The 14,375-nt window shown below is 45.6% G+C and carries 14 protein-coding genes; 11 read left to right on the top strand and 3 right to left on the bottom strand.

The annotated features are described in order from the left end of the window. Positions 1–7 precede the first annotated feature (7 nt). From ABDB91_RS09040 to ABDB91_RS09030, 3 genes are all read right to left on the bottom strand, one after another. Entirely contained in the window at positions 8–793 is a 786-nt protein-coding gene (locus ABDB91_RS09040; protein WP_347491263.1) for an IclR family transcriptional regulator, read from the bottom strand. 167 nt (positions 794–960) lie between these two features. Next, complete coding sequence (locus ABDB91_RS09035) at positions 961–2,541, bottom strand: FMN-binding glutamate synthase family protein (protein ID WP_347491262.1); 1,581 nt, start codon at positions 2,539–2,541, stop codon at positions 961–963. A gap of 514 nt (positions 2,542–3,055) precedes the next feature. Continuing rightward, positions 3,056–3,856, bottom strand: coding sequence for an IclR family transcriptional regulator (locus tag ABDB91_RS09030; protein ID WP_347491261.1), 801 nt, complete (start codon positions 3,854–3,856; stop codon positions 3,056–3,058). 277 nt (positions 3,857–4,133) lie between these two features. On the opposite strand from ABDB91_RS09030, the gene ABDB91_RS09025 reads away from it, so the two are divergent. From ABDB91_RS09025 to ABDB91_RS08975, 11 genes are all read left to right on the top strand, one after another. Then, positions 4,134–4,364: a Glu/Leu/Phe/Val dehydrogenase dimerization domain-containing protein gene (locus ABDB91_RS09025; protein WP_347491568.1), complete on the top strand. Its 231-nt coding sequence runs from the start codon at positions 4,134–4,136 to the stop codon at positions 4,362–4,364. A 14-nt stretch (positions 4,365–4,378) separates the two neighbouring features. Beyond that, entirely contained in the window at positions 4,379–5,713 is a 1,335-nt protein-coding gene (gene gdhA / locus ABDB91_RS09020) for an NADP-specific glutamate dehydrogenase (RefSeq protein WP_347491260.1), read from the top strand. Between the two features lie 270 nt (positions 5,714–5,983). Continuing rightward, positions 5,984–6,568 (top strand): ANTAR domain-containing protein, encoded by a 585-nt coding sequence (locus ABDB91_RS09015; protein ID WP_347491259.1) that lies wholly within the window; start codon positions 5,984–5,986, stop codon positions 6,566–6,568. Positions 6,569–6,795: 227 nt separating this feature from the next. Continuing rightward, complete coding sequence (glnA, locus tag ABDB91_RS09010) at positions 6,796–8,127, top strand: type I glutamate--ammonia ligase (protein WP_347491258.1); 1,332 nt, start codon at positions 6,796–6,798, stop codon at positions 8,125–8,127. Between the two features lie 219 nt (positions 8,128–8,346). Beyond that, a complete protein-coding gene (gene ilvN, locus ABDB91_RS09005; RefSeq protein WP_347491257.1) occupies positions 8,347–8,844 on the top strand; it encodes an acetolactate synthase small subunit in 498 nt (165 codons plus the stop codon). 87 nt (positions 8,845–8,931) lie between these two features. Continuing rightward, the gene (locus ABDB91_RS09000; protein ID WP_347491256.1) at positions 8,932–9,210 is read left to right on the top strand and encodes a ribbon-helix-helix protein, CopG family; all 279 of its coding nucleotides are present in this window, start codon (positions 8,932–8,934) and stop codon (positions 9,208–9,210) included. Beyond that, the gene (locus tag ABDB91_RS08995) at positions 9,210–9,560 is read left to right on the top strand and encodes a type II toxin-antitoxin system PemK/MazF family toxin (RefSeq protein WP_347491255.1); all 351 of its coding nucleotides are present in this window, start codon (positions 9,210–9,212) and stop codon (positions 9,558–9,560) included. Before ABDB91_RS09000 ends, ABDB91_RS08995 begins: the two co-directional genes overlap by 1 nt. Before the next feature lie 228 nt (positions 9,561–9,788). Beyond that, positions 9,789–11,699 (top strand): SulP family inorganic anion transporter, encoded by a 1,911-nt coding sequence (locus ABDB91_RS08990; protein WP_347491254.1) that lies wholly within the window; start codon positions 9,789–9,791, stop codon positions 11,697–11,699. Between the two features lie 65 nt (positions 11,700–11,764). Further along, positions 11,765–12,511, top strand: a complete 747-nt coding sequence (locus ABDB91_RS08985; RefSeq protein WP_347491253.1) for a gamma-glutamyl-gamma-aminobutyrate hydrolase family protein — start codon at positions 11,765–11,767, stop codon at positions 12,509–12,511. A 69-nt stretch (positions 12,512–12,580) separates the two neighbouring features. Then, entirely contained in the window at positions 12,581–13,744 is a 1,164-nt protein-coding gene (locus ABDB91_RS08980; RefSeq protein ID WP_347491252.1) for an amidohydrolase, read from the top strand. Positions 13,745–13,863: 119 nt separating this feature from the next. After that, entirely contained in the window at positions 13,864–14,271 is a 408-nt protein-coding gene (locus tag ABDB91_RS08975; protein ID WP_347491251.1) for a response regulator, read from the top strand. Positions 14,272–14,375 lie beyond the last annotated feature (104 nt).

The following is a 14,375-nucleotide window of genomic DNA, read 5'->3' as shown; positions in this document are numbered from 1 at the left end:
ACAGCATTTAACGATAAAAGCCCAACTGAAGAGATATGCGATTGGCAGCTTCGGTGACCATCTTAATTAATTCGGCCTGTGGAAAGCCATGACTGATGCGGACATCCGGCCCGGAAACACTAATGGCGGCAATTGTTTTGCCTTCATGATTGCGGATAGGCGCTGCCACACACTTTACTCCTTCTTCTAATTCACCCAAATCTACAGCGTAATTTTGCTTCCGTATTTTGGTCAACTCCTTTTTCAGCAGTTCATGATCGGTAATGGTGCTTTCGGTATGTCTAAAAAACTTGGTTTCCTTAATAATTAAATTTACTTCGCCCGGGGTTAGGGCGGCCAGCAGCACTTTGCCGCTGGCTGTGCAGTAAGCCGGCCCCCTGGTCCCGGGTTTGGCAAACATTTTAACTATGCTGACCGATTCCACCTGATCGATATAAACTACATCGCCGCGGTTGAGCACAGAAAGATTGGCCGTTTCACCACACCTATCCACCAGTTCTTTTAAATAGGGCTTGGCAATAGAGCGAATATCCAGGTTATACAGAGCAGCGTTGCCTATTTCAAATGTTTTCAGGCCCAGACGATAATGCCCCTGGTTGGGCTCTTGCTCTACAAACCCGGCTACTATAAGTGTATTAAGAAGTCGGTGTACCGTACTTATATTCAGCCCCAATTTGACACTGAGCACTGTCAGTGCTATTGGTTCTCTGTGTTTGGCCAGGGCTTCCAAAATAGCCAGGGTTCGATCCACCGCCTGTACAGTTTTTCCTTTTCGTTCATTGCCGGTCGGCATGGGACAACCTCTCCTTACGGGTTTAACTGTGACCTGAACTAATCCTGCTTTAGAGTAACCAATTACGGCTGAAAGAAACGACTTATCTGCTTTAGACAGGACGGCCGGAAGCCTGGTCGGTTAACCAGACCCCGGTCATAGTTTTTAAATATGTGTATGTTTTATTTTTAACCCAGTATTTGCTCCACTTCTTCACCATCCAGATCCATAATATACGGAATACCGGTAACTTCCGCCGCCTCACGGGTGATGCTGGCCAGGTCGTCTCTGGTGATGTGCCGGATACTAAATTTGCGGGCGCCGCACATAAGCTGCTGCAGCCCCACGGCCAGTCGATCAAAGTAATTGTAAACACCGATGGCGCTGGCGGGAATTTTATCTGCATCATCGCCATACTGTTGCCGCAACGTGGTAGTAGCGGTAAAGATTTGCTCAACGGTATTACCGTATCGCTTGGCCATATCGGCCGGCACTTTGCCTTCATTGATATAATTGCCGATGGTTTTACCCACCATGGCAGCGGCCAGCGGAGCCCGGGCCATGCCGATGGCTTTAATATAGGGCGCCGCCAGAGCCAGGCCCTTAAACATATGATCTTCCAGGGAGAAGCCGCCGGCTACCGCTACTTTGGGCACATACATGCCTTTGGCCCTGATGCGTTCCATGTACTGCCACAGCAACGACTCCAGGTAGACAGTAGGCACGCCCCACTCGTTCATCATCCGCCAGGGGCTCATACCTGTGCCGCCACCGGCGCCGTCTATAGTTAAAAGATCTATTTTGGCCAGAGAAGCAAATTTAACGGCCCGAGCCAGGTCCGCCGGACGATAGGCGCCGGTTTTCAGCATAACGTGCCTGGCTCCCAGGCTGCGCAACTCGGCTACCCGGGCCATGAATGATTCTTCGTCAACCATGCCGATGCGTGAATGCCGCTCAAAACCTTGCACCGCTCCCTGTTCATAGCTTTGCCGCACATGCCTATCTTCCGGGTCGGGATATACGATATATCCGCGTGATTTTAACTGTCGAGCCCGTTCGAGAGAGGGCAGCTTCACCTCACCGCCGATATCCTTGGCACCTTGACCCCACTTAATCTCCACTGCTTCCACGCCTAACTCGTTAATCGCATATTCGGCCACTCCGAGACGCGTATCCTCAACATTAAACTGCACCACAATAGCGCCATAACCGTTATACCATTCCTGGAAGAGTTTGACCCGGCGCGCCATGTCCGGAGACTTAATCACGCGGCCGTTTTTAATTTCCCCATCGGGGTCCATACCGCAGACATTTTCTCCAATGGTCAAAGCAATGCCTGATATGGCCGCGCCAATAGCCAGACCTTCCCAGTTCTCTTTGGCCACCTGGGTTGAGCCAAGCCCGGGTATAACAATAGGCAGTTTGAGATTGATTGTGTTGGTGGAACCGATTTGTGTTTCCAAATTAACAACCGGGAAAGTGGCCTTATCGCTATCGGCCTCTATGCCATGTGCCCCTACAGCTGTGCCCATAATATTCAAGTGAGATAAATCAACCGGGTACTCCTTCTGGGAAGCGCTGGTAGTAGTGCCGAATGGCTGCGGGTAAATGAGCTCCCGACCCCGATAAGCCGATTTGCCTACTTCGCAAAGGCCCGGGCAGCCGTCTATACAGGTTGCGCATAAGCCGCTGGAGGAGCAAATATTACCCGGTGTTCTGTTCTTGGTCAATGTTGCTGCGCTGGCATTGATTCCGTTACTGTAACTCATTAATCAGACCTCCTATGTCTATTGATGTACATCACTGTACTTTCCATCATGTGAAATAATATTTCACGATCTTGAAAACATTTTAGCCTTAAGCGACTAATCAGTCAATAGAAAACGTTTTCACCATATGAAAACATTTACTCCGAAACACTTAGCAACTAAGGATTTTGCATACATAATGCAACTTTAATGCATTTCACATTGTGGAAACTGTATTTGCATACAAGTATATGAGCCAATATGAGATTTAGATAATGAATATAAGTTTTCACCATATGGAAACCCGCTCAATAAATAAGGACATCAAACAACGAGACAGTTGCGGAATAACAGGACGGTGTTATCGCTTGTTTGGAGGGAGAAGATAAGTAAAAAATTTTAGCTATTGGGAACAAGATGATGCAAACTTTTTAAGTTTTTACCGGATTAAACTAAAAAAACCGGCCCAAGAAGGACCAGGCTTTTTTTAATAAACCAAATACCCAAAGGATTGCCGGATTGTATTCAAGATCCGTTACTCTCCTTTATAACCTAACTGAATAGATATTGATTTAGCGGCATCCCCAACGGCATCCACCAGTTCATTCTTGATAAATGGCGTAGTAATGCGGATACTGGGCCCGGAAATACTCAATGCAGCTACAACACGACCTTCCATATTTTTAATTGGCGCGGCCACGCATCGCACTCCTTCATCCCTCTCTCCGAGATCCAGTGCGTAGCCATCCAACCTAACCCGGTTTAGCTCCTTCATAAGCATTTCCGGTTCTGTAATGGTTTCATTGGAGAATTTCTCTAAATGCATATTATATACTATATCCTTAAGCTGGTCTTGGGGGAGACTGGACAATAAAACCTTTCCAGAGCCTGTACAATGAGCGGGACCACGGTTGCCGGTACGGGCAAACATCCTGACTACCACAATATTGGTAGACTCCACCTGGTCTACATAAACCACCTCGGAGCCGTCAAGGGTAGCTAAATTTACCGTTTCATTATATCTTTGCTGCAAATCTTCCATAATCGGTCGGGCTACGGAGTGTAAATCTTTAAAATAAGCCGCCGCACTACCTATTTGAAATGCTTTTATTCCCAGCCGATATTTACTGTTATCGGAATTTTGCTCCACAAAACCCCTTTGCATCATGGTATATAAGAGCCGGTGAGCGGTACCCAAAGTCAGGTTTGTCTTTTGCGCCAGTTCGGTAATAGTAATGGGAGCACCTGCTTCGGCCAAAGTTTCCAATATAAATAAAGCTCTTTCCACTGCCTGAACTGTTTTAGTGTCATCTCCATTATTATTTTGTTTAGTCATTTAAATCCTATCTCCTTAGCGCTATATTATTTCATACCTTTGAAAATTGTATACACAACACAGTTAAGTTGTCAAGGAAAGAGAAGTTGCGCAGAGCCGTTTATGTATTATGTATATTTTCTAAAATATGTTTTAAAATTCTTTTCTTTTCTTTTACTATGTGATAATATATTTCACGATGAGAAATTCGTTTCTGTTTTAAAAATATTAGTATTTTGGAATACCATTCTGAAAATAATATGTTGGCAACTACATATGGTTCCCCAATCTTAACTAACTGAAAGGCCAAATAACATTACAATCGCGTGAGACGGACAAATCCATTCCGCAAAGGCACGCGATAGTAAAGTTATCCCTTGGATTAGTTGGGCCGCGGCTCTATATTGGAGCTTTCAGCACTGTTATTGGACCGGAAGCGAACATCCCAGCTCCGGATGTAAATACCACCCCGCAAACCCCGGGCTGGATAATGGATAAGCATAGTAAGTCGGCGGGCAAAAATACTTAGGAGGGTTTATTGAAATGTCTTATGCGCAAAATGTTCTCCAACAAGCAATCAAGCGCAATCCCGGTGAAATTGAATTCCACCAAGCTGTGAAAGAGGTATTAGACTCCTTGGAACCGGTTTTAGCCCAACGTCCGGAATACGAGAAAGCCGGGATTCTTGAAAGAATCGTTGAACCGGAAAGACAAATCTTATTCCGAGTGCCTTGGGTGGATGACCGGGGAAACGTGCAAGTCAACCGCGGTTTCCGGGTTCAATTCAATAGTGCCATTGGGCCCTACAAAGGTGGAATTCGTTTCCATCCATCTGTTTATATTGGTATTATTAAATTCCTGGGCTTCGAGCAAATATTCAAAAACTCTTTAACCGGATTGCCCATAGGCGGCGGTAAAGGCGGCAGTGACTTTGATCCCAAAGGCAAATCCGAAAGTGAAGTAATGAGATTCTGCCAAAGCTTCATGAATGAGCTTTACCGTTATATAGGTGCGGACACTGACGTCCCTGCCGGGGATATTGGGGTAGGTGGTCGTGAAGTAGGCTATATGTTTGGACAATATAAGAAGCTTACCAGCCTGTACGAAGGTGTCCTGACCGGAAAAGGCCTGACCTATGGCGGCAGTCTGGCACGGACGGAGGCAACCGGCTACGGCTTGGCATACATTATGGAAGAGGCTCTCAAAGCCAAAGGCAAATCCTTCGCTGGAGCAACCGTAGTTATTTCCGGTTCCGGTAATGTTGCCATATACGCCACCCAAAAAGCACAGCAGCTCGGCGCCAAAGTTGTTGCCCTAAGTGACTCCAATGGCTATATCTATGACAAGGACGGCATTAAACTCGCTACGGTGAAACGATTGAAAGAGATTGAACGCAAACGGATCAGAGAATATATCAAGGAGCATCCGACCGCCGAATACCATGAAGGCTGTCAGGGAATTTGGACCATCTCGTGTGACATTGCCCTTCCCTGTGCCACCCAAAACGAATTAGATGGCGAAGCGGCTAAAATTCTTGTCAGTAATGGCTGCTTTGCAGTTGGCGAAGGCGCCAATATGCCATCGACTCCCGAAGCAGCCGATGAATTTCTTGCAAGCAAGATAATCTATATCCCCGCCAAAGCTGCAAATGCAGGCGGCGTAGCATGTTCGGCACTGGAAATGTCCCAGAACAGCATGAGATACTCCTGGACCTTCGAAGAAGTTGATGCCAAGCTTAAAAATATTATGATAGACATTTATAGCAATATTAATGCGGCAGCTAAGGAATTCGGCATGGAAGGCAACCTCATTGCCGGAGCAAACATCGCAGGGTTCCTGAAAGTTGCCGAGGCCATGATGGCACAGGGGATCGTATAAGCTTTGGTTAAACTCATTATGAAAGTCAATTTCAAGCAGCTATCCAGCTGCGGAATTTTCTTTTGCCGGCCGGCAAAAGAAAAAAATATATGTTTTTATATGGTGAAATAAAAAGCATTGCTTTTCCAAAAAAGATTGATATAATTTAGTTAATTGTTTTAAATAATAAGGATACAACGATGTGTCTATTACTGGCAATGATTGCCCTGTGCAGGATATAATAATATCTGCACGGGCATTTTTATTTTTGCATACAGGGGGCGGCCTCCAATGGGCGAATTCAGAGTTATATTGATCGATGCCGATAGCGTTTGGCGCAAAAACGTAAAAGCAATGCTTACCAAGTCCGGCCACTGGGTTGTAGGAGAGGCCGGCGATGGTCTGAGCGCGATAAAACTGGTGCGCGGCAGGCAGCCGGATTTGTTGATTATTGATACCTCTTTGCCAGGCGGTATGGACGGGCTGCAGGTAGCTAAAATTATGCATGAAGATAAACTGGCTCCGGTAATCGCCACCAGTGCAACCGGCCGGCACGGGATACTGGAAAGGGCTAAAGAAGCCAGGGTGTCCGCGCTGTTTATTAAGCCTGTGGAGGAAACAATATTATTGCCGGCGGTAGAGTTAGCCATGGCTAATTACCAGGAGATAACCGCCCTGGAAAAGAAAATTAAAGAATTGCAGGAAACGTTGGAGACCAGAAAAGCAGTGGAACGGGCCAAGGGTATTTTAATGGAAACGCAGGGTCTAACTGAAGCCGAGGCTTTCAAGCGCATGCAGCGTCAGAGTATGAATAAGCGGGTAAGCATACGGCTGGTGGCTGAAGCGGTAATTATGGCCCATACATTAAATAAATAGTAAAAAAAACTTTCATTTTAGCGAACTTGTGCTATACTTATAATGTTGGTTAGTGTGAGTAAGAAAAAATCAAATATTTAAAGGTACAATGGTGTATCTTAAATAAGAGGCAATGAAGCCTGCCTGGCAGTTTAATATATAAATTCTGTCAGTGTGGGCTTTTTACGTGATATTTTGTTTAAATACTCATTGTGCTTCTTAGCTAATAAGGAGAGGTGTGAATAATAATGCCTGTACTTACCAGTGATGATGTGCGTACTATGGCCAAAGAATACGGAGTTAAATTTGTACGTCTGCAGTTTACCGATATTTTCGGTGTGTTAAAAAACGTATCCATCACTGTAGAACAATTAGATAAGGCCTTAAACAATGAACTTATGTTTGACGGTTCATCTATAGAAGGTTTTGTGCGTATTGAGGAATCCGATATGTACTTGCATCCCGACCCTTCAACATTCGTGGTATTCCCCTGGAAACCCCGTGACGGAGCGGTGGCCAGGCTGATATGTGATATCTATAATTCCGACGGCACTCCTTTCATTGGTGACCCACGGTTTGTTTTACGCCGGGCTATCGCAGAAGCGGAGGAATTGGGCTACTCCATGAATGTGGGGCCAGAGGCTGAATTTTTCCTTTTCCACGTGGATCAGGAAGGCAATCCCACCACGATCACTCATGACCGGGCGGGTTATTTTGATATGACTCCTGTTGATTTGGGCGAAAACGCTCGCCGTGATATGGTGCTTACTTTACAGCAAATGGGTTTTGAGATTGAAGCTTCCCACCATGAGGTGGCACCGGGCCAACATGAAATAGATTTCAAATATTCGGATGCACTGGATATCGCCGATAAAGTGGTAACCTTTAAATTTGTAGTGCGCACAATTGCCCAGCGGCATGGGCTGCATGCTACCTTTATGCCCAAACCGGTTTTTGGTATTGCCGGTTCGGGCATGCACTTAAACCAGTCTTTAATGAAAAATGGTGTTAATGCCTTTTACGATCCCGACACGGCAAACCAGCTCAGCCAGGATTGTATTTACTATATCGGGGGACTGATGCGGCATATTCCTGCCATTACCGCTATTACCAATCCCACTGTAAACTCTTACAAAAGATTGGTTTCGGGTTACGAGGCGCCGGTATATGTGGCCTGGTCCTATCGTAACCGCAGCCCGCTGATCAGGGTACCCGCCAAGCGGGACCAGTCCACTCGCATTGAGCTGCGCAGTCCGGATCCTTCCTGCAACCCCTATCTGGCACTGGCAGTATGCCTTAAGGCCGGACTGGACGGCATAAAAAATAAGATTGCACCACCCACACCCTGCGACCGCAATATATATGAACTGACCCCACAGGAACGTGATGAACTGGGTATATCCATACTGCCCGAGAGCCTGCAAGAATCCCTGCGCCGGCTATCCGCCGACAAAGTGCTTATGGATGCCCTTGGAACACATGTGCTGCAGCGTTTCCTGGAAGCCAAACGCATTGAATGGGATAGCTATCGCCTTCAGGTATATCCATGGGAGCTGGAACATTACTTAACCAAGTTTTAAAATAACATCAGAGCATAAGTGAGAATTTATATTATTGAGAGTTAGTAAGAGTCCTGGAATTTGCTTAAAGGTTCACAGAGCAGGTTAATGATTAAATCGGCCTGTTATGTGGATCTTTTGTCTTTTGGCCAAATTATATTTGGGTGGGCCATCCACATGTGTTAAAATATCTATATTGTTAATAAAGCAATGGAGTAACATGCTATGGAGGGATTTTTTATGACACATACTCTGGCGGTGCTCGTTATAAACAAGCCGGGCGTGTTGGCCCGAATCGCAGGATTATTAAGCCGGCGAGTATTCAATATTGAAAGTATTGCCGCCGGTTATACCGAGGAACCTGATATTACCAGAATTACTATTGTAGTTAAAGGGGACGAGCGCGAACTGGAACAGGTTATCCACCAACTTTCCAAATTGGTAGACGTAATCAAGATTACTAAACTGGAGGGCTGCGATGCTATTGAAAGAGAGTTGGCCCTGATAAAGGTGCAGGCGGATCCTGAAAAACGTCGTGATGTTGTGGATATAGTTGAAATATTCCGCGCTAATATTGTGGATGTGGGCAAAGAAACGATGGTTATTCAGATTATCGGCGATGAACAGAAAATCAGTGCCTTTACCCATGTTCTGGAGCACCAGGGGATAGTTGAAATGGTGCGTACCGGTAAAATTGCCCTCTCTCGACAACCCCAGGCAGCAAAGGATGAAAAATAAGGTTTGTGTTGACATAAGGTGGCTACCTGTGTATATAATAATCTATATTTGTTTTATATAAAATGTGTATACTGGGGGTTGTTGCAGGTGGCACAAGTAAAGCGTATCATGATCAGCCTGCCGGATTATTTGCTTTCCGAGATAGATTGCATTGCAGCCGCTGAAAAGCAAAACCGGAGCGAATTTGTCCGGGAGGCCATGAAGCTTTACCTAGCCGAGCGAAGACGTCGTGTATTAAGAGAGCAGATGAAAAAAGGTTACGTGGAAATGGCCACTATAAATCTGGCCCTGGCTATTGAACAGTACAGACTGGAATCCGAAGTGGCGCCGGCATTTGACGAGTCTGTGGCGGGAGGCAAGCGATAATGCAAATACGCCGTGGTGAAATTTATTACGCCGATCTCAGCCCGGTAGTGGGGTCGGAACAGGGAGGTACGCGACCGGTACTAATACTGCAAAATGACATTGGCAACCAGTACAGTCCGACCACTATAGTTGCCGCTATTACCTCTCAAATATCCAAGGCTAAACTGCCTACTCATGTGGAACTACCAGCCGAAAAAGACGGGTTGGGCAAGAATTCAGTAATTTTGCTGGAACAGATACGCACCATCGACAAAAGCAGGCTACTGGAAAAAGTAACTTCACTGCAAAGTGAAACGATGGCCAAAATAAATCAGGCAGTAGAAATAAGCTTGGGGCTTGTGGATATCTAATACATACATACATACATATTTCAGCTTTGGGTAAATAAAGAGATACATACTTCAATAAAGCCGTTGCCTAAATGGGTAGCGGCTTTACTTATGGCCCGCTCTGCTCCGCCCCGGGCAACAACTTGTATTAGTTTTCAAAGTGTTGGAGGATATTTAAACCTAACTTAGTAGTAATTCTATAGGCTCTATTTTGTATAATAGCCCAAAATATCAAGGAGGCGCATTATTTTGCAAGGGGTATTAAAGTATTTTCCTTTTATTGAAACGATTACTACATACAAAAAAGCATATTTTAAGTTCGATATAATTGCCGCGCTAACAGTAGCCGTGGTGGCTTTGCCTCAGTCTATGGCCTATGCCATTATTGCGGGCGTGGATCCGGTTTACGGATTATATTCAGCTATAGTACTATCTATACTGGGTTCGCTGTTTGGTAATTCCAATCACTTGGCCACCGGTCCCACCAACGCCATATCACTGCTTATTGCCAGCAATATGAGTGTTTACGCGGGTAAACCCAATTTTTATGAAATGCTGCTCATGCTTACATTTCTGGCCGGGGCTATTCAATTTTTAATGGGTGTACTCAAGATGGGTAAGCTGGTCAACTATGTCTCCCATTCTGTTATTGTGGGTTTTACCGCCGGAGCCGGGGTGATTATTGCTTTGGGGCAGTTTAACCAGCTGTTGGGAATATCCTTGGCCAAAGGAGGGCATTCCACAGTTGATAAGGTGGCTGCCACATTTGCCCATATTGATCAGCTTAACTATTACGCACTGGGATTGGGACTTCTAACTATTGTAGTTTCAGTGCTATCCAAAAAAATTAATAAAAGCTTGCCGGGCGCCTTGCTGGGTCTGGTAATATGTGTCATTATTGTTATGACTTGTGGTCTAGAGGCCCGGGGTATTAAGCTAACCGGGGATATTCCCTCGGCGATACCTCCCTTCGGCATGTTAAGTTTTGATTTGCAGGCTATGGGAGCTTTGTTTAACGGCGCACTGGTCATTGCCATCATTGGCTTGGTGGAGGCCGTATCCATATCCAAGGCGATTTCCGCTCAGTCGGGGCAAAAATTAGATTCCAACCAGGAATTTATCGGCCAGGGCGTTGCCAACATGGGGGGCGCTTTCTTTAGTTGTATTGCAGGATCCGGCTCATTTACACGTTCGGCCATTACTTTTCAAAACGGTGCCGTAACCAGATTGGCCGGTGTACTGGCGGGTGTCGCAGTCATGGTGATACTGATCTTTTTTGCGCCTTTTGCCAGGTATATTCCCAACGCGGCACTGGCCGGTGTAATCATGGTAGTAGCTTATTCAATGGTGGACAAAGAAGCCGTCAAAAAGGTATTTAAATCCAATAAAAATGACGCTGCCGTAATGCTGGTCACTTTTCTAACCACCATACTGGCCCCGGAATTGGAATACGCCATTTATACAGGCATATTAATTTCCTTGTTGCTGTTCCTTAAAGAAAACGGCCGTGCTACCGTCAGATTGTTTTCTGTTTTGGACAGCAATAGCAACCGGTTTGCCGAATCCGAAGTGTCAAATTTGTCCGGTCAAGCTATTCAATCTCCTATTTCCATAATCCAGCTGGAAGGCAATTTATTTTTTGGCAATTCTTCAGACTTGGAAGAAAAACTTAATCAGGCCTATGGCCAGGCGGGGATATATATTATAAGATTTAAAAGTGTTACCCAGCTTGATATTACTTCCATGGAAGTCATTGAAAACTTTATTAACAAGGTGCATAAACAGGGTCATAAGGTGTTATTATGCGGCATTAGACCAAAGCTTGAAGAAGCGCTGAGAAAATGCCATATTACCGGTCATGTGGGAGAAAATAATGTTTTTATAGCAAAAAGTGAAGTATTTAATTCATTGCGCAGCTCATTGCTTCAGGCTGAAGCCATGCTGCGCGGTATTATACTGCCTCAGGTTTACGCCGCCGCTCATCCGGAGGCGGCTGATATGCGTACCCAACAAACCGGTCCGAATCTTAAGCTATATGATAATAAAGCCGCGGTGGGAGCGACACCATTTAAAAAAGTAGTAGGCTGGATGGAAAGATTTCTCCAGGAACCTTTCTATCAGGCAGAGCTGTTTAAAGCTGAATTACTGCCCAAGATATAGTTTGCATAATGTGTAATAGCCGACCCTCTTGCCATATATTTTTATATGGAGAGGAGGTTATATTTATGTACCCGCTAATAGGTATCACATGCAGTTATGATGAGGATACCCAAAAATTTACCATTAGCAAGGACTATAAGCGCGCCATCCAGGCAGCCGGAGGTATGCCGCTTTTTATACCCCACTATGATGATGAAAATACCGGCGCTTTATTGAGCAGGATCGACGGCGTACTGCTCGCAGGCGGGGGGGATATTGACCCTTATTATTATGGGGAGGAGCCTTTACCGTCAAACGGCTATATAGACCCATTGCGGGACAATTTTGAAATACTGCTGGCCCGGCTGGCTTTGGAGCGGAATGTGCCGATTTTAGGCATTTGCAAAGGTATGCAAGTGCTTAACGTGGCAGCCGGAGGAAGCGTCTGTCAAGATATCAGCCTGGTGATCGACCGTCCCCTGCAGCACATGCAGCGGGCACCGCGTTGGCATGCCACCCACAACATAAACCTGGTCGAGGGTTCGTATCTGCATCATATAATAAAAATGGACGCTGTTAGGGTTAATTCTTTCCATCACCAAATGATTGACGGGTTAGGCAAAAATTTAGTAATATCTGCGCTGGCCGGGGATAATGTGGTTGAAGCCATTGAATACGCGAAAGAAGATAAATTTGCGTTAGGTGTGCAATTTCATCCCGAAAATATGTTTTTTAGAAATATGCACATCTTTAATATATTTACTGCATTTATTGAAGCATGCACTCGTTTTTTGTCGAGCAAAAACTCCCTATTCTTAAAGGAAAAAAAATAGCTATTGTAGAAAAACAAACACTATAAATTAACAATAATATATTAATAGCAATTATTTGGAGATGACAGCATGCAGGCTATTATTAACGGTGAAATTTGGACAATGCACGGTCTACGCTTGTCACGGGGTGCCGTCCTTATTAAAAACGGGAAAATAATCGCCGTGGGGAAAAACATCACTATTCCTTCCGGTTCCGATATATACGATGCAGCGGGCATGATTGTCATGCCCGGTTTTATTGATGCACATACGCACTTAGGCATACTGGAAGAGGTATTCGAAGAGGGGGACGATCTAAATGAGATCACCGACCCCGTCACGCCCCACCTGCGGGCCATAGATGCCATCAACCCCATGGATATTGGTTTTCAAGACGCACTGGCGGCCGGCATAACCACCGTGGTTACCGGTCCGGGCAGCGCCAACGTGCTGGGCGGGGAAATGGTGGCTATGAAAACCTGCGGTACGGTAGTGGACGATATGATAATTTCCAGTCCGGCAGGTCTGAAGGCCGCGCTGGGGGAAAACCCCAAGCGCGTATACGGCCCAAAGAAAAAAACGCCTATAACAAGAATGGCTTCAGCCGCGTTATTACGGGATGCGCTGGCACGTGGCCAACAGTATCTCGAAAGACAGACCCGTATGCTTCGGGGAGAGGCGGATCCTCCGGACCTGGACTTGAAGATGGAGTCTATAGCGAAGGTGTTGCGTCGGGAAATACCTTTGCGGGTGCATGCCCACCGAGCGGACGATATCATGACCGCACTACGCATTGGTAATGAGTTTAACCTGCGCCTGGTTATTGAGCATTGCACTGAAGGTCATCTCATTGCGGAAAGGCTGGCCGCGGCAGGTGTGCCGGTCGTGGTTGGCCCGGTTCTTATTAACCGTTCCAAGGTGGAGCTTATGGGGCGCTCGCTAAAAACCGCAGCGGTATTGGCCAGCCACGGAGTAAGCTTTGCTATTATGACCGATCACCCAGTGGTACCTATACAATACTTGCCTATTTCCGCCGGGCTGACCACTCGGGGAGGGCTGACCGAGGAACAGGCACTGGCAGCTATTACCATCGGTGCGGCCAGAGTGCTGGGATTGGAAAACCGTATCGGCAGCATTGCGCCCGGAAAAGATGGAGATATAATAGTATTAAGCGGTCACCCATTTTATATAGGAACTGTTGTAAATAGGGTTTATATTAATGGAAATATAATCGATGTAAATAAATTATTGTAAAAAATTATTGATCAAGGAAGGGTTTTCCTCTCCGCTGTCAAAATATAAATAAATGACATATAAATACTAAATTTCAAACATATGTTATATATCGCGGAAATAAGGAGAGTGTGAGGGTTATGGGCTCAGATTGCATGGATATACTGGTGGTTGATGATCAGCCAGGGGTTCGTTACCTGTTGGATATTGTCATTAAGGAGGTTGGCCACCGGGTACATACCGCTCAAAATGGTCTTGAAGCAGTGGAAATGGTACGGGCTTTAAGGCCGAATCTTGTTTTTATGGATGTGCGTATGCCTTTGATGGGCGGCTTGGAGGCGCTGAACAAAATAAAAAAAATGTTTCCGGATACCCAGGTGGTTATTATGACCGCATACGGTTCTGACGATACCATATTCGAGGCTCAGAAACTGGGTGCACTCAGCTGCATGGCCAAGCCGTTCGATGTTGAAAATGTAAAGCAATTTTTAGAAGAGTTCACCCGCATAGAAATAGTAAGGAAGACATGCCGGGCTAATATAGTTTAAGTAGAGGTGGACTGGTCAGTCCATTTCTTTTTGCCTCTTTTTATTAAGCAAGTCTTTATTTATAATAATAACTGTGCGGCTATAAAAGGTTATAATAATTAATA

Origin of the sequence: Desulfoscipio sp. XC116 (assembly GCF_039851975.1) — a bacterium.
Lineage (GTDB): Bacteria > Bacillota > Desulfotomaculia > Desulfotomaculales > Desulfallaceae > Sporotomaculum.
The sequence above is the reverse complement of the archived record's forward strand: the minus strand, read 5'-3'. Positions and strand labels throughout refer to the sequence as shown.

Coding starts and splice junctions, on each gene's coding strand:
- ABDB91_RS09030 (WP_347491261.1), bottom strand. CDS start 3,856: ATGACTAAACAAAATAATAATGGAGATGACACTAAAACAGTTCAGGCA.
- ABDB91_RS09040 (WP_347491263.1), bottom strand. CDS start 793: ATGCCGACCGGCAATGAACGAAAAGGAAAAACTGTACAGGCGGTGGAT.
- ABDB91_RS08985 (WP_347491253.1), top strand. CDS start 11,765: ATGTACCCGCTAATAGGTATCACATGCAGTTATGATGAGGATACCCAA.
- ABDB91_RS09015 (WP_347491259.1), top strand. CDS start 5,984: ATGGGCGAATTCAGAGTTATATTGATCGATGCCGATAGCGTTTGGCGC.
- ABDB91_RS09035 (WP_347491262.1), bottom strand. CDS start 2,541: ATGAGTTACAGTAACGGAATCAATGCCAGCGCAGCAACATTGACCAAG.
- gdhA (WP_347491260.1), top strand. CDS start 4,379: ATGTCTTATGCGCAAAATGTTCTCCAACAAGCAATCAAGCGCAATCCC.
- ilvN (WP_347491257.1), top strand. CDS start 8,347: ATGACACATACTCTGGCGGTGCTCGTTATAAACAAGCCGGGCGTGTTG.
- ABDB91_RS08995 (WP_347491255.1), top strand. CDS start 9,210: ATGCAAATACGCCGTGGTGAAATTTATTACGCCGATCTCAGCCCGGTA.
- ABDB91_RS08980 (WP_347491252.1), top strand. CDS start 12,581: ATGCAGGCTATTATTAACGGTGAAATTTGGACAATGCACGGTCTACGC.
- glnA (WP_347491258.1), top strand. CDS start 6,796: ATGCCTGTACTTACCAGTGATGATGTGCGTACTATGGCCAAAGAATAC.
- ABDB91_RS08975 (WP_347491251.1), top strand. CDS start 13,864: ATGGGCTCAGATTGCATGGATATACTGGTGGTTGATGATCAGCCAGGG.